The sequence below is a fragment of the Sphingomonas sp. SORGH_AS_0789 genome (genome assembly GCF_031453055.1).
Taxonomy (GTDB): Bacteria; Pseudomonadota; Alphaproteobacteria; order Sphingomonadales; family Sphingomonadaceae; genus Sphingomonas.
In genome coordinates, this window is record NZ_JAVIYV010000001.1 from 3,733,453 (window position 1) to 3,752,777 (window position 19,325).

Below are 19,325 nucleotides of genomic sequence, written 5' to 3' on the forward strand. Positions count from 1 at the left end.
AGACGATCGTCAGAACTTGACGGTCGCCCCCACGAAGATGCGGCGGCCCAGCACGTCATAGACGCCCGGATAGGTGTTGCCGTTGCCGAACAGGTTCAGCACGCCCGAAGCAAGGGCGGGCGGGCTCTTGTCCAGCAGGTTGTTCGCACCGATCCGCAGCGTCAGGTTGCGATCGACCTCGACCCCCGCCGTCAGGTCGAAATAGCTATAGGCGGGCAGACGCGAGTCGATCGGATCGGCCGCGCCGGTCAGGAAGCTGTTGCTGGAGGTCGTCGACAGCTTGGTCTTGTCGATGTAGCGCCAGTTGAACGACAGGCTGGTCTTGGCGTCGGGCTTCCACGTCACGCGCAGATTGTGCCGCCAGACCGGATTGGGCTGGCCGCAGGCATAGCCGAACAGCCCCTTGCAGTCATAGCTGTCGCCGGTCGGCAGCGGCTGCGTCGCCTGTTCGAACAGATAGGTGCCGATGAAGTCGGCATAGAGGCGACCCAGATTGCCGATCGGCACCATCGCATTGGCCGCCAGGTCGAGACCCGAGGTGCGCAGATAGCCGGTGTTGAGCGTCGTCGAGGTGACATAGCCCGTGCCGAAGATCGAACCGGTCAGCGGATCGCGGTGGAACAGCCCGCAATAATAGGGGCTGCCGGTCGAGAAGCACTGGCTGATGATCGTGTTCGTATCGATCGTGCCGATATAGTCCTTCACCTTGATGTTGAAGTAATCGATCGACACCGACAGGTTACGCCCGCCGCCCGGCGTCAGGACGATGCCCGCCGTATAGGTGTCGGCGGATTCCGGCTTCAGGTTGCGGTTGCCGCCCGACTGGCCGGTGCACTGGTCCGACGGACATTCGATCACGAGGCGGCTGTTATACTGCGCCGCGGTCACGCCGGTCAGCTGGCAGGCGGACAGTGAGGCAGTCGGCTTCGCACCAGCGCACGGGTCCTGGGCGTTGACGTTGCCCAGCGACAGGTTGGAGAACAGCTCGCTGATATTGGGCGCGCGGATCGCATGGTTGAAGCTGGCGCGCAGGCGGATCGGATCGATCACCTGCCAGCTCAGCTCGCCCTTGTAGGTGAAGGCATTGTACCGCGACGAATAGCCGGTCGAACGCTGGTTGTTCTTATAGGCCGAATAGCGGAAACCGCCGTTCAGCGTCAGCGACTTGCCGATCGCGGAGTCCTGCGCGATCGGAACCTCGATCTCGCCGAAGCCCTCATTGACCGCGATGATGCCGTCCGAGTCCTGCGTGCCCGCCTGCTTGGCCACCTCGTCGCCGGTGAAGTACAGCGTCTCGCGACGATGCTCGCCGCCCAGCACGATGCCGACGCCGTCCTGCGCCCAGGGGCTGGTGATGCCGAACGTACCCAGATCGCCCGAGATCGAGCCCGAGACGACGTTCAGGCCATAGCGGCCCCAGGTCGTCGTCGGCGCGTAGAGATACTGCGCCTGCTGGCCGGTCAGCCCGCCCGCCTGGAAGACGTTGATCGGAGTACAGGCCGTATCGGTGCCGTTGAGCACCGACTGGCAGACCGCCCCACCCTTGCCGTCCGGCACGGCGAGCAGCGCGCGCTGCGCCTTCACGACATTGACGTCGTTCATATACTGTTCGTCATAATGCGCGGCCGAGCGCAGCACGCTGACGTCATAGTTGAAGCCGTGGCCGATATCGCCGCGCACGCCGACCATCGAGCGGTAATAATGATGCTGGAGGTCGTCGCGACGCGGCAGGGTGCCGCTGCCGCCGAGGCGATAGCCGACCAGCGTGTTCTGCGTCGTCGCGGTGCCGGCGGCGGCGCCGCACAGCGCCTGTTGCTGGCTGGCGCTCATCAGCGGGTTGTTGCAGGTCACGGCATAGGTCTGGCCGAACCAGAGCGCCGAGGGCGCGACCTGCGAGAAGCTGCGGTCGTCCATGTACATGAAGCTGCCATAAATTTCCGCCGCCTTCGAGATGTCGAGGTGGAGGAACGCACCGGCATTGTACCGCTCGCCGCTGCGCTGGATATAGTTCAGCGGCGCGTAATTATAGGTGTAGCTGTTGTCATAGGGCACCCAGGTCTTGGTGCCGTCCTTGCTGTTGGTCAGCTTCTGCCCCGCCAGCGGACCGGCGAGCGGCGTGAAGGTGCCATAGGGTGTGTTGCTCGACCCGCCGCAGCTGAAGGTCGTCAGTTCGCTGTTGAGCGCGCAGGCCGACACGTCGCGGGTCGACTGGAGCACCGGCTCGGTATGGCGATAGCCGCCGAAGACGGTGATGTTCAGCCGCCCGTCGAGCATGGTCTTGCCGAACGCGGCGTTGATGTCCTGCTTGGCGCCGTCGAACACATGTTCGGGTGCGGTCTGATAGCCGCGCGCCGACACGATCCCGCGCAGGAACTGGTTGTCGTTGGTGTGGTCGGCGATGCTGGTCTGCGCATCCAGGCGGAAGCCGTCCAGCTTGTCGCGCAGGATGAAATTGACCACGCCCGACAGCGCGTCCGAACCATAGACCGCCGACGCGCCGCCGGTGACGACATCGACCCGCTCCACGATGGCGGAGGGGATGAAGTTGAGGTCCATCGCCTGGGTCGGCAACAGGCGCTGGCCGTTGACCAGCGTCAGCACGCGGTTCGAGCCGAGGTTGCGCAGGTTGATCTGCGCGGTGCCGTTCGACCCGTTCGAGACATTCTCGTTCGCGTCCGCCGTGAACTGCGGCAGGCGGTTCAGCGCGTTCTCGATATTGTTGGTGCCCTGAAGGGTCAGTTCCTGCGAGCTGACGCTGGTCAGCGGGCTGTTGCTGGTCAGGTCCGGGCGCTTGATGCGCGTGCCGGTGACGACGACGTCCTCGCCCGCCGCCGCGTCATCGGGATTGCTCAACCGCGTCTGCTGCGCCGCCGCGCCGTTCGCCGTCACCAATCCGGTCGCCAGCGCAACCAAAGCGGCCGATCGCCGCCAGTTTCTGCCATATACCATGTTAGATGCCCCCTTCCGAGCAATTTTGCGTCTGTTCTCCCGTTTCTGCCAACTACATTATACGATATTCAGTCAATCGAAAATTTCTTTATTTATTGGTGAATGCACGAAAAAAGCCGGACGGCGGACCGTCCGGCTTGGAAGAAACGCTGTCGGCGTTGCGGGGCGGGTCGATGGCGGAGGCCCGACCCGCTGTTTCAGGTTCAGGGCTTGATCCCCCAGCGGGCATAGGTCGCATCGACCTGCGGATCGAGCAGCCGGGCGTCGCGCAGATCGGCGGCGGCCTCGCTCGCCTTGCCCAGCCGGGTCAGGACGACGCCGCGCATGAACAGGCTCTCCGCGCTCTCGGGACGCTGGTCGAGCGCGGCGTTCAGGTCGGTCAGCGCGCGCGCCTGGTCGTTCTGGCGGAAATACACCATCGCCCGGCTGTCGAGCGCCATCGCGCTGATCTGTCCGCCCATCTCGATCGCGCGATTGCAGTTGGCCAGCGCGGTTTCCAGCCCGAAGTTCAGCGTCCCCGCCGTCCAGCAGCGTTCGTTGAGCAGGCGGCCATTGTCGGGCTCGCGCTCCATCGCCTGGTCGATCGCGGCCAGCGCGGCGTCGCCCTTGCCCGCCGCCGCCAGCACCTCGGCCTTGGCCATCAGGACGCCGGTCAGGTTCTCGCCGCCTTCCTCGACCTGCGGCTCGATCATCGCGAGCGCGGCATCGCCCTGCCCCGCCCGCGCCATCACCAGGCCCAGACGCTGGAGATAACCGATATTGCCGGGGTCCAGATCGCGCGCCGCCTTCAGGTCGGCGATGGCCGCCGCCCGATCGCCCAGCGCCAGATGCACATTGGCCCGGTCGAAGAGATAGGGCGCGCTCGCCTGGATGGCGATCGCCTTGTTCCAGTCGGCCAGCGCCTGCTGGCGGTCGAGGATATGGCTCTGGAACTGCGCGCGGGCGGCATAGCGTTCGGGATCGTCGGGCCGCTCGGCGATCAGCGAGGCATAACGCTGGAGCACCGTGTCATACAGATGCGCGCGCCGTGCCGCCTCGATCCCGCGCCACGGGCCGGGATAGCCGGGCTGGGTCCGCACCATCATCCGCTTGTTGCGCAACTCCGCCAGCCGCGTCCGTTCGGCCGGGAAGTCGGCGGGCGCGATCTCCGCGCCGCTGGTCAGGCGTTCGGTCCGCACCGTCAGCAACGGGCCCGCCAGGGTCGTGGTCGTCTTGACCCGCCCACCGGGCAGCGCCGCGTCGAGCGTCGCGGGCCCTTCGATCTCGAAGCCCTGTCCATCGCCGGGCAGGCGGACCGAATAGGTGAGCAGCGCATGGCTGGGATTGCCCGTCGCGACGGGAACATCCTTCCATGCCTCGCGCGAGCGGTCGGGCAGGCGGAGATTGGAGAAATTCTCGGTCTGGTCGCTATAGCGACGCTGCGCGTAATTCCAGGACGGGTTCGCGATCCCGCTCAGCGCCACCGTCGCCGTGCCCGCCGCATCGTCGAACGTGACGTTGCTGTCGGTCAGGACGATGCGGTCCTCCCCCACGCGCGGGGCGACATGGCCGAACAATTCGCGCAGCTTCTGCTTGTCGAGCCCGCTGGCCAACGTCTTGATCTGCCCGGCGACACCGCCGCGAAAAGTCATGCGGATGTCGGCGGGGGCGGCGATGTTCAGGCCGCCGCGCTGGTCGATATTGAGCGTCGCCTCCATTTCGGGCCGGGCGGGGGCGCGACTGGGCATTTCGACCAGCTGCGCGCCCTCGGCCCGCAACGGCAGGACCCAGCGGAACGGCAGGCTGTCGCCCAGATCCTCATATTGCGTGCCCGCGCCCGTCCCGTCGAGCCACAGCTTGTCGCCGCCGACCGTCGCGACGACGAAGATATGGTTGAACGCCGCGAACGACGGCAGCCGCCGCGACACCATGTCGCCCCCCTCCATATTGGCGAGCGCGGGTTCCGCCTCGAGCCCCAGTTCGTGGAGCATGGCGAGGAGCAGCAGCGTCTTGGCCTTGCAGTCGCCATAGCGAAGCGACCAGGTTTCGGCCGGTTTCTGCGGGACATAGTTGCCGTTATTCATGCCGTTGAACAGATAACGGACCTTGCCCTGCACCAGCGCCAGGGCGGCGGCGACGCGGTGGCGGGGGTCCTTTTCGGCGGCGGCGATCCGGGCGACCTCGGCGGCGAGCGGGCTGCCCGCCGGGATCAGTCCGTCGGTCTTGTAGAGCGTCACCGCGACCTTCGACACGCTCGGCCAGTCAGCGAAGGTCGACGCCTCGACAAAGCCGGGTCGTGCATAGCGCCCCGGCGCCTGCGGGGCGATGTCGGGCTGGCGCGGGAACGGCTGGGCGAAGACCAGTTCATGCCAGCCATTGGCATCGCCGACCACGGGATCGGCCCCGGTCAGATAGGCGCGCCACTGGACCGCCGATTTCTGCGGCCAGAGCAGGCGCGCACGCGAAAAGCCGATCTTGACCGGCTGCGCCAGCAACGGCGCATTGCCCATGCTGTTGCCCATCAGGCTGGGGTCCTTGACGGTACGCGATGCGCGCACATCGAGTATGTCGCCCTCCCGCAACCCCTCGACCGCCAGCGTCGCGGTGAGCATCCCGTCCATCGACATCCGCTCCAGCCCCTGTTCGCGGCGCAGGACGGTGAACTGCTTGCCTTTCAGCGCGTCGATCCGCTCCCCGTCGCGGATGATGTCGACGCCGTGGATGATCAGATCGCCATGCGCGGGTTGCCAGGACAGGCTGATCGTCCCTGCCTGCGACAGCGCCTGGACCGAATTGGCGCGCGTGGCCTGTTCGAAATAGGACCAGCTCATCCCGTCGCCCAGCCGCACCTGCGCGTCGGCGATCAGCGTCGCGGGACTGTCCGCCGTCAGACTCTTGGTATCGGGCGCGGGAGCCAGCTTCACCCAGTCCGGCACCGGCTGGTAAAGAGGTTTGTCGCTCCCCTGCACAACACTTGCCGACGACAACAGCATAGTCACCAGTAACGCACGTCCGAACATTATCGTCCCCACCCCAAGAAGGGGTCGAACGTAGCGACTTTCCATGACGCCTCAATCGGCACAGGCAAATTTTTCTTGCCTGACGAAATTGTCATGCCGGTACATATTTATAAGCCGCGCCGCCTGAACCGTCCGCGCGCACGGCCAGGGTCAGCGATAGCGCCCCATGACGACCTTCAGGACGACGGGACGATCGACGATGTTGATGCCGTAATCGGTCTGGTCGCCGTTCCACAGCCGGTCCATGACCCAGCGCCCCTCCGCGAAATGCCCCTCCTCGACCCGCAGCACCATCGCCCTGGGATCGGGGGTCGCGGGCTCGAAGCGGACGCGGACATGGTCGGCGGTCATCAGGAATTCGTCGCGCGACAGCTGGATCACCGCCAGGCCGCCGACCGGCTCCTTGCCCCAGGGGGCGGGCTCGGACTTGAGCCAGCTCCAGCTCTTCTCGCCGAACTGCCACTGGCCGAAGCTGCCTTGGATCGACCAGTCGCCCATCACCGTCTTCACGTCGGCGCCGTCGTCGGGCTTGGACGCGCCCCAGGTCGGATGCTCGAACGCCAGCCGCGCCCAGTCGCACATCACCCCCGCCACCGCGCCATAAGGCCCGGCAAAGGCATCGAGCGTCGCCGCATCGAGCTTCGTCGCGCCCAGCGGATAGTTGAAGAAGCCGGTGTCATCCATGCCGAACGGCGCAAAACCGATCGCCCCGCGCCCCAGCGCGTCGTAGAAATAGCGGCCGAACTCACGCGCATTGCCGATCTCGGGCACCAGCAGCGGATTGTCGGGCCGGGCAAAGGCCTTGAGATACAGCGCGACATTGCCGCTGGCGCGGTCATAGATATCGGGGGCCTCGGCATCGATGGCGGGGGCCGCGACCTTCCAGATGTCGAGCACGTCCTGCTGCGGCCCGCCACTCGCCACCCCGTCGGGGTCGGGCACGTTGGAGGGGCCCGCCAGCGCGGCGTTGACGTACATGGGCAGCGGCTTCACCGCCTTGCCCGCCGCCGCGATCTCGTCGATGAAACGCGCGGTGTACCAGGTATTGAAGGCGCGGTCGGCCTGCGTCCCGAACACGGCGCTCCACGTGCCCGGCCGCTTGCCCAAGCGGCGGACCAGCATGGCGGGGACCGGCCCGGCGAACAGCCGCTGCGCCTCCGGTCCATAGTCGCGCGGGTTGCGATAGCTGCCGACCTCGTTTTCCGGCTGGACCATGATGACCGTGTTCTGCGGATCATGATCCTTCAGATAGGTCATCAGCCGGACGAAGGCGCGCTTGTCCGCCTCCAACGTCGCACGGAACATCGGCGACAGGACGTAATGGTCCTTGCCGTCGCGCGTCTTCATCCGGGGAAAGCGGCGATTGTCCAGCTTGACCCAATCGGGGGTATAGCCGGGCGAGGTGTTCTTCCACGTCCCGAACCACAGCAGCACGACCCGCTTGTCATGCGCGCGCGCCTGGTCGAGCAGGGTCTGTACAAAGGAAAAGTCGAAACGCCCCTCCTCCGGCTCGACCTGTTGCCATGCTACGGGGATCTCGACGGTATTGGCATGGATGCGGTCGAGCACCGGCCAGACCTGCGGCAGGGCGGCGGCATAGTTGCTCGAATTGTTGACCTGCCCGCCCAGCATCAGGAAAGGCCGTCCATCGACGATCAGCGCGTGGCGACCGTCGCGGGTCGCGATGCGGGGGATCTCGGTCGACTGGGCACCCGCCGGAGCCGCCGCCGCCAGCGCCAACAGAGCTGTAACCAGTTCACGGCGCATGACTTTTCCCTTCCCATCATCCGCGATCGATCGCGTTTGCGCGCTTGTGCACGGCTTGATGGTGGGGATCAACCAGCGGAGGCACCCTTTACGGGCAGATGGCGGTCACCGTCTGGACCCGTGCGTCGCGCGCGGCCTCGGTGCGGAGCGAGCGTTGCGCCATGGCGGACCAGGCCGCCTCCGCGCGCAGACAGCGTTCGCGCACATTGGCCAGGTCGGAGGCCGCCGCCTGGTCGCGGCAATCGGCCGCACGCTGCTGATAGAGTTCGGAATCACGCATGGCAGGATCCTTTCCGACACCAACATCAGGAACAGGCGGGACCGGACTATCGGGCCCCGCCATCGATACGCGTCAGTCGACCGGTTGCAGGTTGACCGCCGCCATCTTGCCGCGACGATCCTGCTCCAGCTCGTAACCGACACGCTGGTTCTGCTGGAGCGTGATCATCCCCGCACGCTCGACCGCCGAGATATGGACAAAGGCATCGGTGCCGCCATTATCGGGCGCGATGAAGCCATAGCCCTTGTCCATGTTAAAGAATTTGACGGTGCCGTTCTGGCTCATGATATTTCCTTCGGATCACGGTCTGCCGAGGATCGGCGGACCCGGATGCCCGGGCAGCAGGGAAAGAAGGAAAAGGGGGCCGCAAAGCGCCGAGAACCGTCGATATGCGACTAAAGCCCCGACGATATGGGGATCAGGCCGCCATTCCGCAACCATGCGCCATCCGGGGCGGCGGCGCGGCGAGCCGATAGTCCCCCGCGATCCGCAGGATTTCGGCAGGCGTATAGACCATCTCGGCGGCGCCGCGCGCGTCCTGCGGGGCTTCGCGCCAGCCGTCGATCTCGGTCATGCGGACCGGCCGGCGGGCGACCAGCCCGATCCAGTGCGCCAGCAGCACGTCGAGTTCGCGAAAGCCGTTGGCGGTCACGCGGTGGCGGACAATATGGTGGCGATCCGACAGCCCCCGGCGGTCGGCGCTCCATAGCGGCGCAATCCGTTCCTCCACCACGCGGATGCCGTCCATCAGCGCGCGATAGGCGCGGTCATGGTCTTCGATGCTCGAAGGGCGCCGGCTCATCGGCAGCCCATCCGCCGCCAATAGCGCCGCCGAAGCCAGCGGGTCACGAAGCGTGCAATCATGCGCCGCCCGGTCCGTCGAGGAAAAGGATCACCAGGTTGCTCCGACGCGACAAGCGGGAGCACAAGGTCTCTCAGCCGCCAGCGCTTGCGGTCGTCAAACCGGCGATGCCACCGACTAGCATGTCCGCCCCCACCCGTCGCGCTGTTTCTGCCGTCACACCGGCGTCCATGCGCCGGTTGCCACCACCGGCCCGGTGGGCAGCGGCCCCGGCGCGCCGCCAACGGGCTCGATCGAGATGGCGATGGTCGCCCCGACCCGCATCCGGTCGCGAAGCGCGCGAGACAGGGCCAGCCGGGTCGCACCCCGATCCGCCATCAGGCCCAGCGAATGCGGCACGCCGTCCGCTCCGATGATCCAGAGCTGCGCGCTCCGCCCCGCCCGGCGCTGGTTGGCGACGTCCAGCGACAGGCGGCCGGTCGCGGGGTCATAGAGTGCGGCGATCGGCCCGGCCCCGTTGTTCGCGACGATCGTCGTCAACAGCGGCGATGGCGAAGCCACCTCGGGCCCGCGCAGGGCGACGAACAGCAACAGACAGGCCGCGACCAGCCCCGACAGCGCCGCCAGCCCCTGCCACAGCCGGACCGACGACCGCTGCTGCGGCGGCGCGCCGAAGATCGTCGCTTCCAGCCGGGCGAGCCCGTCCGCCGGAGCCGCGACTTCGGGCCAGGCCTCGAACCAGAGCGCGAAACGGTCGCGCCACCACGCCACTTGGGCCGCGAAACCGGGATCGGCCAGCATCCGGCGGAGCGCCGTCGCCCGCTCCTCCCCCTCCAGCAGCCCGAGCGCCAGTTCGGCGGCCATCGCGTCGGGTTCGTCGCCCGTCATGGTCGGTGGCGGTGTCATCGCTCCATGCAATCCTTCAGGCGGATCAGGCCGCGGCGGATCCAGGTCTTCATGGTGCTGAGCGGCACGGCGGACCGATCGGCCAGTTCGGCATAGGTGCAGCCGTCGAAAAAGGCGGTGCGGATGGCGTCCCGCGACCGCCCTTCCAGTTCATCGAGGCAGCGGCCCAGGCGATGCGATTCCTGCGCATCCTCGACGACCGTGCTGGCGATGGGGGCGTCGTCGACCAGCACCGGCTGTTCGTCGATCGGCGAGGCCCGGTGCCGCCCATGCGCCCGCCGCCAGTCGATCGCCCGGTTGCGCGCAATCGTCGCCAGCCAGGCCAGCGGGCTGGCGGGTCCGGGCTCATAGCCGCCAGCGCGTTTCCAGACGGTCAGATAGACGTCCTGTAACACATCCTCGGCCGCCTGGCGCTCGCCGCAGATACGCAGGCAGATGCCGAACAGTCGCGCCGACGACAGGCGATACACCTCCCGAAAGGCCGCGCGATCCTCCTGCGCGGTGCGGAGCAGCGCCTCGGCGAGACGCGAGCGGCTATCGTCTTCGATCACCATGATGCTGGTCCTTTGGCGGCAAACTATCCTATGATATTTTCGGACGCCACCAAAATGACTTAGGCGCGTTGTGTGACATGATGACCGCCAGCCGCGCTGGCCTGTCGACCGGGCCGGTTGCGTCCTGAGACCTTTTCGCGCGGATGACGGATGACCGGAATCCAAGGGAGCAGGACGGTGGCGGACAAGAGCGAATTTTCCGTGTCGCGACGCGGCGTCATGATCGGCGGCGCGGCAACCGCGATGGCGGCGCACAGCCCGGCCGAGGCGCAACCCCGAAAGGCGACCATGCCCCCAGAGCCCGCCACCATGCCCGTCACCCTGAAGGTCAATGGCAAGGACCGCGCGCTGTCGCTCGATCCGCGCACCACGCTGCTCGACACGCTTCGCGAACATCTCCACCTGACCGGCACCAAGAAAGGGTGCGACCATGGCCAGTGCGGGGCCTGTACGGTGATCGTCAACGGCCAGCGGATCAACAGCTGCCTCTCGCTCGCGCTCCAGCATGACGGCGACGAGATCACCACCATCGAGGGGTTGGGCACGCCCGATCGGCTGCACCCGATGCAGGCGGCCTTCGTCAAGCATGACGGCTATCAATGCGGCTATTGCACGCCCGGCCAGATCTGCTCGGCGGTCGGGGTGCTCGACGAGATCAAGCGCGGCGTGCCCAGCCATGTGCAGGCCGACATCACCGCGCGTCCGCAGGCGACCGGCGCCGAGATGCGCGAGCGGATGAGCGGCAATATCTGCCGCTGCGGCGCCTATTCCAACATCGCCGAGGCGATGACCGAAGTCGCGGGAGCCAGGGCATGAAGGCCTTTACCTATGAGCGCGCCAGGGACGCGGTCGCGGCGGCGCGCGCGGCGTCGCGGCCGGGTGCCAGGTTCCTGGCGGGCGGCACCAATCTGCTCGACCTGATGAAGATCGAGGTGGAGACGCCGACCCACCTGATCGACGTCCAGGATCTGGGGCTCGACCGGATCGAGAAGACGAAGGAGGGCGGGCTGCGTATCGGCGCCTTCGCGACCAACACCGCGCTCGCCGCCGACGATCGGGTGCGGCGCGATTATGGTGTCCTGTCGCGCGCGATCGTCGCGGGGGCCAGCGGCCAGCTGCGCAACAAGGCGACGACGGCGGGCAATCTGCTCCAGCGGACGCGCTGCCCCTATTTCTACGATACCAACATGGCCTGCAACAAGCGCAAGCCCGGCACCGGGTGCAGCGCGATCGGCGGCTATTCGCGCCAGCTGGCGGTGGTGGGGGCGAGCAGCGACTGTATCGCCACCAACCCCAGCGACATGAACGTCGCGATGCGGGTGCTCGACGCCACGGTCGAGACGGTGAATGCGGACGGCCGGACCCGCGCCATCCCCATCGCCGACTTCCACCGCCTGCCCGGCAGCACCCCGCATATCGAGACGGCGCTGCAACCGGGCGAGCTGATCACCGCGATCACCCTACCCCGCCCGATCGGCGGCACGCATATCTATGAAAAGGTGCGCGACCGCGCCTCCTATGCCTTCGCGCTCGTCTCGGTCGCGGCCGTCGTCCAGAAGGATGGCACCGGCCGGGTCGCAGTGGGCGGCGTCGCGCACAAGCCCTGGCGGGTCGAGGCGGCGGAGGCCGCCTTGCCGCAAGGGGCCAAAGCGGTGACGGCGACCCTGCTCGCCGACGCCCGCCCCACCCAGGACAATGCCTATAAGGTGCCGCTCGTCGAACGGACGCTGGCGGCCGTCATCAGCCAGGCGAGGACCGCATGAAATTCACCGAGCCTGCGGGCGCCAACCCCATCGACCGCATGGCCGTGGTCGGCCGGGCGCATGACCGGATCGACGGCCCGAAAAAGGTCACCGGCACCGCCCCTTACGCCTATGAGCATCATGCCGAGGCGCCGAATGCCGCCTATGGCTGGATCATCGGTTCGGCCATCGCCAAGGGCCGCATCCGGTCGATGAACCTGGACGATGCGCGCGGCGCGCCGGGCGTGCTGGGCATCGCCACCGCCGCCGATGCGGGCAAGCTGAACAAGGGCAATTTCAACACCGTCAAGCTGCTCGGCGGGCCCGAGATCGACCATTATCACCAGACGATCGCCATCGTCGTCGCGGAGACCTTCGAACAGGCGCGCGCCGCCGCCGGCCTCGTGCGCATCGATTACGAACGCGCCAAGGGCCAATATGATCTGGACGATGCGCTGAAGACCGCGCCGCTGACCGGCGGCGAAGAGGGCAAGCCCGGCAAGGCCGACCGGACCGGCAGTTTCGAGAGCGCCTTCGCCGCCGCTCCAGTCCAGCTCGACGCGACCTATACGACGCCCGATCACAGCCATGCGATGATGGAGCCGTTCGCGTCGATCGCATCCTGGGACGGCGACCAGCTGACCGTGTGGACCTCCAACCAGATGATCGCCTGGGGGCGCGGCGACCTTGCCAAGACGCTGGGTCTGCCCAAGGAGAAGGTGCGGCTGATCTCTCCTTATGTCGGCGGCGGGTTTGGCGGAAAACTGTTCCTGCGCGCCGATGCGGTGATGGCGGCGCTGGGCGCCAGGGCGGTCGGGCGGCCGGTCAAGGTCGCGATGCAGCGGCCGCTGATGGCCAACAACGCCACCCACCGCCCCGCCACCACGCAGCGCATCCGGATCGGCGCGAGCAAGGACGGCAGCATCCAGGCGATCGCGCATGAAAGCGGATCGGGCGACCAGCCCGGCGGCGGCCCCGAAACGGCGGTCAACCAGACCAAGCTGCTCTATGCCGGTCCCAACCGCCTGACCTCGATGCGGCTCGCGGTGCTCAACCTGCCGGAAGGCAATGCGATGCGCGCGCCCGGCGAGGCGCCCGGCATGATGGCGCTGGAAATCGCCATGGACGAAATGGCCGAGAAGCTGGGGCTGGACCCGGTCGCCTTCCGCGTGAAGAACGACACCCAGGTCGATCCCGAAAAGCCCGAGCGCCGCTTTTCGCAGCGCCAGCTGGTGCGTTGTCTGGAGGAAGGGGCGCAGCGTTTCGGCTGGTCGCGGCGCAGCGCCAAGCCCGCCCAGGTCCGCGACGGACGCTGGCTGGTTGGCATGGGCGTCGCCTCCGCCTTTCGCAATCACATGAACATGAAGTCGGCCGCACGGGTCACGCTGGGCAAGGACGGCCGCCTCGTCGTCGAAACCGACATGACCGATATCGGCACCGGCAGCTATACGATCATCGCCCAGACCGCCGCCGAGATGATGGGCGTGCCGATGGACAGGGTCGATGTCCGGCTGGGTGATTCCGCCTATCCCGTATCGGCGGGCTCGGGCGGGCAGTTCGGCGCGGCCAATGCGACGGCCGGGGTCTATGCCGCGTGCGTCAAGCTGCGCGAGGCGATCGCGCAGCGGCTGGGCTTCAACTCGGCCGACCTCAGCTTTGCAGAGGGCAAGGTCACGAGCGGCAACCGATCGGTCGCGCTGCGCGACGCCGTCGCCGCCGGTCCGCTGTCCGCCGAGGACCGGATCGAGTTCGGCGACCTCGACAAGACATACCAGCTGTCGACCTTCGGCGCGCATTTCGTCGAGGTCGGGGTGGACGCCTATACCGGCGTCACCCGCCTGCGCCGGATGCTGGCGGTCTGCGCGGCGGGCCGCATCCTCAATCCCAAATCGGCACGCAGCCAGGTGATCGGCGCGATGACGATGGGCGTGGGCTCGGCGCTGATGGAGGAACTGGCGGTCGACAAGCGTTTCGGCTTCTTCGTCAACCACGACCTGGCCGGTTATGAGGTGCCGGTCCATGCCGACATCCCGCATCAGGAGGTCGTCTTGCTGGAGGAAGCCGATGACAAGGCCAATCCGATGAAGGCCAAGGGGGTGGGCGAGCTGGGCCTGTGCGGGGTAGGCGCGGCGGTGGCGAATGCGGTCTATAACGCGACCGGCGTGCGCATTCGCGACTATCCGCTGACGCTGGAAAAGCATCTCGACCGGCTGCCCGCCATGGCGTGATCGACCGTCGGCTTCCCCTTCGCCTGATATCGTCAGGACCTATGCAGAGCATGGTCTGCCCCGCTAAGGTCATGATGATACCGCTCCCCAAAGGGGAACGGATGGCAGGAGGGGGCTCGGCAGGGCGATATGAACGACGCGATCGACAGTTTTTGGCAGACGGCGGGGGGCATATTGTCGCCGCATGGCCCGGCGACCGCAGCGGCGGCGGCCAGCTATGCCCCCGGCGACTTCAGCATCCATTTCTTCCTGCAACTCGCCGTCATCCTGTTCGCCTGCCGCATCGTCGGATGGCTGGGGCAGCGTTTCCTGGCGCAACCGCCGGTCGTGGGGGAAATGATCGCGGGCGTGGTGCTGGGCCCCTCGCTGCTGGGACTGGCCTTTCCCGAGCTTCAGGGCGCGATCTTCCCCAAGGAGACGCGCAACATCCTCTATGCCGGGGCGCAGCTCGGGGTGGCGCTCTACATGTTCCTGGTCGGCCTGACCCTGCGGCTCGACCATTTCCAGTCCAAGGCGCGCAGCGCGATGGCGGTGTCGGCCTCGGGCGTCATCGCGCCGTTCCTGATCGCGGCGGTCATCACGCCTGCGCTGCTGACCGTACCGGGGCTGTTCGCGCCGGGAATCAGCCAGGCCAATGCGACGCTGTTCATGGGCGCCTGCATCGCACTGACCGCCTTTCCGATGCTGGCGCGGATCATCAACGAGCGCGGGCTGGCCGACAGTCCGCTGGGCACCCTGTCGCTGGCGGCGGGGGCGTTCGATGACGCAACGTCCTGGTGCGTGCTGGCCGTGGTGCTGGCGACGTTCGGCGGGGGCAGCGGGGTCGCGATCCTGGCGATCGGCGGCGCGATCCTCTATGTCGGTTTCCTGATCCTGTTCGGCCGCCGCATCCTCGCCCCGCTCGGCCGCGCGGTCGAGGCGCGGGGCGAGATGAGCATGAACGTGCTGGCGATCACGCTGATGGCCTTCTGCATCTCGGCCTTCATCATGGATGCGATCGGGGTTCACGGCATTTTCGGCGGCTTCATCCTGGGCGTCTTCATGCCGCGCGGACTGTTCGTCGCCGAGCTGAAGAAGAAGGTCGAGCCGCTGGCCGTCGTCCTGCTGCTGCCGATGTTCTTCACCTATTCGGGGCTCAATACCCGGATGGACATGGTCAATTCCCTCCCGCTGCTGCTGATCGCGCTGGGCATCCTGGCCGCATCGATCGCGGCGAAGTTCGGCGCCTGCTATCTCGCGGCGCGGGTGTGCGGCGAGGACAACCGGACCGCGATGGGCATCGGCGCGCTGATGAACTCGCGCGGGCTGATGGAGCTGATCATCATCAATATCGGGTTGCAGAAGGGGATTATCGGCCCCGCGCTGTTCTCGATGCTGGTGCTGATGGCGATCGTGACGACGATGATGGCCAGCCCGCTGTTCGAGCTGGTCTATGGCCGCCAGGCGCGGGTGATGGGCGAGATGGAGACGCTGAAAGGCGCCCGCGTCTGACGGCGAAGGCTGTCACCGCATCGCCACGCCCCGTTTCGTTTACAGTCTGTCAACGGGATTGACCCAGAAGGGCGCGGCCGACCCATTCCAACAGGATCCATCAGATGAAACGGGGCAAATTCTTCGTCATTGCGGGCATTGTGCTCGTGCTGGCCCTTCTGGCGTTCATCGCCATGGTGCTGCTGCGCCGCCCGGTCGACAAGGCCGAGCCCGCCCCCGTCTTCGTCGACCGCCCGGCCCCCGCCATAGCCCCCGCCGCCGCGCAGGCCGCCGCGACCAAGGCGCCCGGCGATGCCGCCGCCCAGAAGCGCCTGGGCGATGCGATGCTCGCCGCCCGCCGCTTCGACGAGGCCGCCGCCGCCTATCGCGCCTCGCTGGCGATCGATCCCAACCAGTCGACCGCCTGGTCGGCGCTCGGCGAAGCGGTGATGCAGACGACCAAGTCCAACTCCGCCGACCTCCCCGCCCCCGCCGCCGAAGCCTTTCGCAAGGCGCTGGCGCTCGATCCGCGCGATGCGCGCGCGCGTTTCTATTTCGCGATGGAAAAGGATCTGAAGGGCCAGCATGACGAAGCGGTGGGCGACTGGCTGGCGCTGTTGCGCGACGTGCCCGCCGGTTCGGATGCCGACGAAGCCGTGCGCGCGGCGCTGGCCGCCTCGATCAAGCGCAACATCGCGCTGATCCGCCAGGCCGCCGACGAAGCCGGACGCGCCCAGCCGCGCTACAAGTCGCAACCCTGATCCCCAGCCGTATGCCGCATCGCGGCGTCCGGCCCCCTCCTCGATACACAGGGGCATGAGCGGCGATCCGTTCCTGCCCTTTTTTCGTGGCCTTGGGTCGTCTCACGCCCAATCATGTGAGCGTTATACTCACACCCCCTGCGGCCCGTTGCACCGGCTGGACATAGCCCGTGCCGCCCCTTTGGCTGATGCAGGATAACCCTCCACTTTTCCGTTGTTTAATCCAACAATCTGCCACAGATTGCCCGCGCCGCGAGGCCATAAAGGCCCCGGCATGCGGGACGCGGAATGCGGGACGGACTCTCCGTCCGGGCGCCGCTTCCGCATTCGGAAATGATAGCGCTACTAGGAGGGGATATGCTGAAACGGATGGGGATTGCCTTGTTGGCCTCGGCCAGCGTGATCGCCGGGGCCCAGGCGGTCCGGGCACAGTCGCTGGCCGTCACCCCGGCGGAGACGCTCGAGCGCCAGGGGCTGACCGTCATGCTCGACCAGAACCAGTTCAGCCCGATCTTCTTCGACGAGAAGAATGCCGGGCTCCAGATCGTCCTGCATGGCGAACGGATCGCGACCGATGGCGCGGTGCGGCTGAACCGCACGCCCGAACAATGGGACCCGGTCCCCGCCTTCATCAGCCGGACGCGCGGGACCGAGCCCAATCAGGTGGTGGTCCGATCCACCTATAAGGACGTCGATCTGGGTTATCGGGTGAAGGTGACGGCGGAGGGCGACGGGTTTCGCATCGCGGTCGACCTCGACAAGCCGCTGCCCGCGGCGCTGGCGGGCAAGGCGGGGTTCAACCTCGATTTCCTGCCGACCAGCTATTTCGGGAAGACCTATCTGATGGACAGCGCGCCGGGCCTGTTCCCACGTCACGCCACGGGGCCGATGCGCAAGGATGGGTCGGGCGATCCGATGCCGCTGGCCGCCGGGGGCAGGTCGATCACCCTGTCGCCCGAAGATCCGCTGACCCGCGTCACCATCACCTCGGACGCCGGGGCGCTGGAACTCTATGACGCGCGCAACCGGGCGCAGAATGGCTGGTTCGTCGTCCGCTCGCTGATCGCGGCCGGGGCCAAGGAGAATGCCGTCGTCTGGCATGTCCGTCCCAATGTCGTGAAGGACTGGGTCCGCGCGCCGGTCGTCTCGTTCAACCAGGCGGGCTATACGCCGGGCCGATCCAAAGTCGCGCTGATCGAGACCGATCCGCACGGCTCCGCCCCCGCCGAGGCCGAACTCGTCCGCCTGGCCGCCGACGGAACCCGGCAATCGGTGCTGCGCAGCCGCGTCACCCCACGCGGGCGCTGGATGCGTTATGACTACGCCGCCTTCGACTTCTCGCAGGTCCGCGAACCGGGCGTCTATGCCATTTCCTATGGTGGCCAGGTGACCAACCCCTTCCGCATTGCGCCCGACGCCTATGACCGCATCTGGCAGACCTCGCTCGACACCTTCATCGCCGAGCAGATGGACCATGTCGGCATTCGCGAACAATATCGCGTCTGGTCCGCCCCCTCGCATCTGGACGATGCGCGCCAGGCGCCGGCCAATCACGTCCATTTCGACGGCTATAAGATGGGTCCGACCCTCGATTCGCCGTTCAAGCCGGGCGAGCATATTCCGGGGCTGAACGTCGGCGGCTTCCAGGATGCGGGCGATTACGACATCCAGACGCCGCAAAACGCCGCCGTGGTCCGCGATCTGGCCTGGGGACGCGAGCTTTATGGACTCGACTGGGACGAGACGAGCGTGGACGAGACCGCTCGCGCGGTCGAGATCCGCAAGCCCGACGGCCAGCAGGACGCGCTCCAGCAGATCCGCCACGGCGCGCTGCAACTGCTCGCCCAGTACAAGGTGTTCGGCCATGCGATCGTCGGCATCATCGATCCCGTCCAGCGGCAATATGCCCATCTGGGCGATGCGGGGTCCCAGACCGACAATCTGACCTATGACGCCTCGCTGGGCGTAACCGAGCGGCGTGGCGGGTCGTCGGGCGCGCAGGACGATCGCTGGGCCTTCACCACCGATCTGCCCGCCAACAATCTGGCGGTGGCGGGCGCGCTGGCCGCCGCCTCGCGGGCGCTGGCCGACAGCGACCCGACCATGGCGGCCGAGGCATGGGATGCCGCCAAGACGCTGTGGTCCCGCCAGCAAAAGGGCCCGGTCAAGGCGGGCGACGGGCGTGACGATTCGGGATCGCCCTGGTCGGCGGAGGGCGCCAATGTCGGCGCGACGGTGGAAATGCTGATCACCAGCAAGGGCGACCGCGTCTATGCCGATCGCCTCCGCGCGCTGATGCCGGTGGTGGGCAAGAGCTTCGAATGGGTCGGGGCCTCGGCGATCCGCGCCCTGCCCTTCATGGACGCCAAGTACCGGGCCGCACTGGTGCCGCTGGTCCGGCGGGCCAAGGCGAAGCTCGATGCCGATCTGGCCAAAAACCCCTTCGGCGTGCCGATCAGCGAGGCCAATTGGGCCGGATCGCATCAGGTCGTTGCGTTCGGATCGAACATGTACCTGATGCACAAGGCGTTCCCGGAGATCGTCGGGACCGAATACACGCTGAACGCGATCGACTATGTGCTGGGGCGGCACCCGGCGAACAACCTGTCCCTCGTCTCGACGGTGGGCACCGCGTCCAAGCTGATCGGCTATGGCCACAACCGCGCCGATTACGGCTTCATCCCCGGCGGGCTGGTGCCGGGCGTGCTGATCGTGAAGCCGGACTTCCCCGAGTTGAAGACCGACTGGCCGTTCCTGTGGTTCGAGAATGAATATACGGTCGCGACCACCTCGGCCTATATCCTCGCCGCCAATGCCGCGATCGCGGCGACCCGCGAAACCCGCTGACCCGAACGGGGCGAGACGCG

General features: G+C 67.1%; 14 protein-coding genes. 6 read left to right on the plus strand and 8 right to left on the minus strand.

All coding sequences use genetic code 11. From position 1 onward, the window contains the following. Positions 1 to 9: 9 nt before the first annotated feature. The 8 genes from QE360_RS16850 to QE360_RS16885 form a co-directional block, all read right to left on the minus strand. Positions 10 to 2,949 carry a TonB-dependent receptor domain-containing protein gene (locus QE360_RS16850; RefSeq protein WP_309703426.1) on the minus strand — a complete coding sequence of 980 codons (2,940 nt, stop codon included), beginning with the start codon at positions 2,947 to 2,949 and terminating at the stop codon, positions 10 to 12. Between the two features lie 203 nt (positions 2,950 to 3,152). Next, a complete protein-coding gene (locus QE360_RS16855; RefSeq protein ID WP_309704219.1) occupies positions 3,153 to 5,921 on the minus strand; it encodes a DUF3857 domain-containing protein in 2,769 nt (922 codons plus the stop codon). A 177-nt stretch (positions 5,922 to 6,098) separates the two neighbouring features. Beyond that, on the minus strand, positions 6,099 to 7,715 hold the full coding sequence (locus tag QE360_RS16860) for a DUF5597 domain-containing protein (RefSeq protein ID WP_309703428.1): 1,617 nt from the start codon (positions 7,713 to 7,715) through the stop codon (positions 6,099 to 6,101). A gap of 88 nt (positions 7,716 to 7,803) precedes the next feature. Beyond that, positions 7,804 to 7,995 carry a hypothetical protein gene (locus QE360_RS16865; protein WP_307098013.1) on the minus strand — a complete coding sequence of 64 codons (192 nt, stop codon included), beginning with the start codon at positions 7,993 to 7,995 and terminating at the stop codon, positions 7,804 to 7,806. Positions 7,996 to 8,067: 72 nt separating this feature from the next. Next, positions 8,068 to 8,280 carry a cold-shock protein gene (locus QE360_RS16870; RefSeq protein WP_307098012.1) on the minus strand — a complete coding sequence of 71 codons (213 nt, stop codon included), beginning with the start codon at positions 8,278 to 8,280 and terminating at the stop codon, positions 8,068 to 8,070. A gap of 133 nt (positions 8,281 to 8,413) precedes the next feature. Next, positions 8,414 to 8,797 carry a hypothetical protein gene (locus QE360_RS16875; RefSeq protein ID WP_307098011.1) on the minus strand — a complete coding sequence of 128 codons (384 nt, stop codon included), beginning with the start codon at positions 8,795 to 8,797 and terminating at the stop codon, positions 8,414 to 8,416. A 216-nt stretch (positions 8,798 to 9,013) separates the two neighbouring features. Continuing rightward, entirely contained in the window at positions 9,014 to 9,703 is a 690-nt protein-coding gene (locus tag QE360_RS16880; protein WP_309703431.1) for an anti-sigma factor domain-containing protein, read from the minus strand. Beyond that, the gene (locus QE360_RS16885) at positions 9,700 to 10,257 is read right to left on the minus strand and encodes a sigma-70 family RNA polymerase sigma factor (protein ID WP_309703433.1); all 558 of its coding nucleotides are present in this window, start codon (positions 10,255 to 10,257) and stop codon (positions 9,700 to 9,702) included. Before QE360_RS16885 ends, QE360_RS16880 begins: the two co-directional genes overlap by 4 nt. Positions 10,258 to 10,407: 150 nt before the next feature. On the opposite strand from QE360_RS16885, the gene paoA reads away from it, so the two are divergent. The 6 genes from paoA to QE360_RS16915 all read left to right on the plus strand — a co-directional run bounded on the left by paoA (position 10,408) and on the right by QE360_RS16915 (position 19,305). Beyond that, on the plus strand, positions 10,408 to 11,073 hold the full coding sequence (gene paoA, locus QE360_RS16890) for an aldehyde dehydrogenase iron-sulfur subunit PaoA (protein ID WP_405052636.1): 666 nt from the start codon (positions 10,408 to 10,410) through the stop codon (positions 11,071 to 11,073). After that, positions 11,070 to 12,020 (plus strand): xanthine dehydrogenase family protein subunit M, encoded by a 951-nt coding sequence (locus QE360_RS16895; RefSeq protein WP_309703437.1) that lies wholly within the window; start codon positions 11,070 to 11,072, stop codon positions 12,018 to 12,020. The genes paoA and QE360_RS16895 overlap by 4 nt, the downstream gene beginning before the upstream one ends. Next, a complete protein-coding gene (gene paoC / locus QE360_RS16900) occupies positions 12,017 to 14,227 on the plus strand; it encodes an aldehyde oxidoreductase molybdenum-binding subunit PaoC (RefSeq protein WP_309703439.1) in 2,211 nt (736 codons plus the stop codon). Before QE360_RS16895 ends, paoC begins: the two co-directional genes overlap by 4 nt. A gap of 129 nt (positions 14,228 to 14,356) precedes the next feature. Beyond that, a complete protein-coding gene (locus QE360_RS16905; protein ID WP_309703441.1) occupies positions 14,357 to 15,718 on the plus strand; it encodes a cation:proton antiporter in 1,362 nt (453 codons plus the stop codon). A 104-nt stretch (positions 15,719 to 15,822) separates the two neighbouring features. Beyond that, complete coding sequence (locus tag QE360_RS16910; RefSeq protein WP_309703443.1) at positions 15,823 to 16,458, plus strand: tetratricopeptide repeat protein; 636 nt, start codon at positions 15,823 to 15,825, stop codon at positions 16,456 to 16,458. A 357-nt stretch (positions 16,459 to 16,815) separates the two neighbouring features. Further along, positions 16,816 to 19,305: a glycoside hydrolase family 9 protein gene (locus QE360_RS16915; protein WP_309703445.1), complete on the plus strand. Its 2,490-nt coding sequence runs from the start codon at positions 16,816 to 16,818 to the stop codon at positions 19,303 to 19,305. Positions 19,306 to 19,325: the final 20 nt, after the last annotated feature.

Bases quoted from the DNA above. Each gene is read 5' to 3' on its own strand.
- QE360_RS16880 (WP_309703431.1), bottom strand. From the start codon at position 9,703: ATGACACCGCCACCGACCATGACGGGCGACGAACCCGACGCGATGGCC.
- QE360_RS16875 (WP_307098011.1), bottom strand. From the start codon at position 8,797: ATGAGCCGGCGCCCTTCGAGCATCGAAGACCATGACCGCGCCTATCGC.
- QE360_RS16885 (WP_309703433.1), bottom strand. From the start codon at position 10,257: ATGGTGATCGAAGACGATAGCCGCTCGCGTCTCGCCGAGGCGCTGCTC.
- QE360_RS16905 (WP_309703441.1), top strand. From the start codon at position 14,357: ATGAACGACGCGATCGACAGTTTTTGGCAGACGGCGGGGGGCATATTG.
- QE360_RS16895 (WP_309703437.1), top strand. From the start codon at position 11,070: ATGAAGGCCTTTACCTATGAGCGCGCCAGGGACGCGGTCGCGGCGGCG.
- QE360_RS16850 (WP_309703426.1), bottom strand. From the start codon at position 2,949: ATGGTATATGGCAGAAACTGGCGGCGATCGGCCGCTTTGGTTGCGCTG.
- QE360_RS16865 (WP_307098013.1), bottom strand. From the start codon at position 7,995: ATGCGTGATTCCGAACTCTATCAGCAGCGTGCGGCCGATTGCCGCGAC.
- QE360_RS16855 (WP_309704219.1), bottom strand. From the start codon at position 5,921: ATGCTGTTGTCGTCGGCAAGTGTTGTGCAGGGGAGCGACAAACCTCTT.
- QE360_RS16910 (WP_309703443.1), top strand. From the start codon at position 15,823: ATGAAACGGGGCAAATTCTTCGTCATTGCGGGCATTGTGCTCGTGCTG.
- QE360_RS16870 (WP_307098012.1), bottom strand. From the start codon at position 8,280: ATGAGCCAGAACGGCACCGTCAAATTCTTTAACATGGACAAGGGCTAT.
- paoC (WP_309703439.1), top strand. From the start codon at position 12,017: ATGAAATTCACCGAGCCTGCGGGCGCCAACCCCATCGACCGCATGGCC.
- QE360_RS16860 (WP_309703428.1), bottom strand. From the start codon at position 7,715: ATGCGCCGTGAACTGGTTACAGCTCTGTTGGCGCTGGCGGCGGCGGCT.
- QE360_RS16915 (WP_309703445.1), top strand. From the start codon at position 16,816: ATGCTGAAACGGATGGGGATTGCCTTGTTGGCCTCGGCCAGCGTGATC.
- paoA (WP_405052636.1), top strand. From the start codon at position 10,408: ATGACCGGAATCCAAGGGAGCAGGACGGTGGCGGACAAGAGCGAATTT.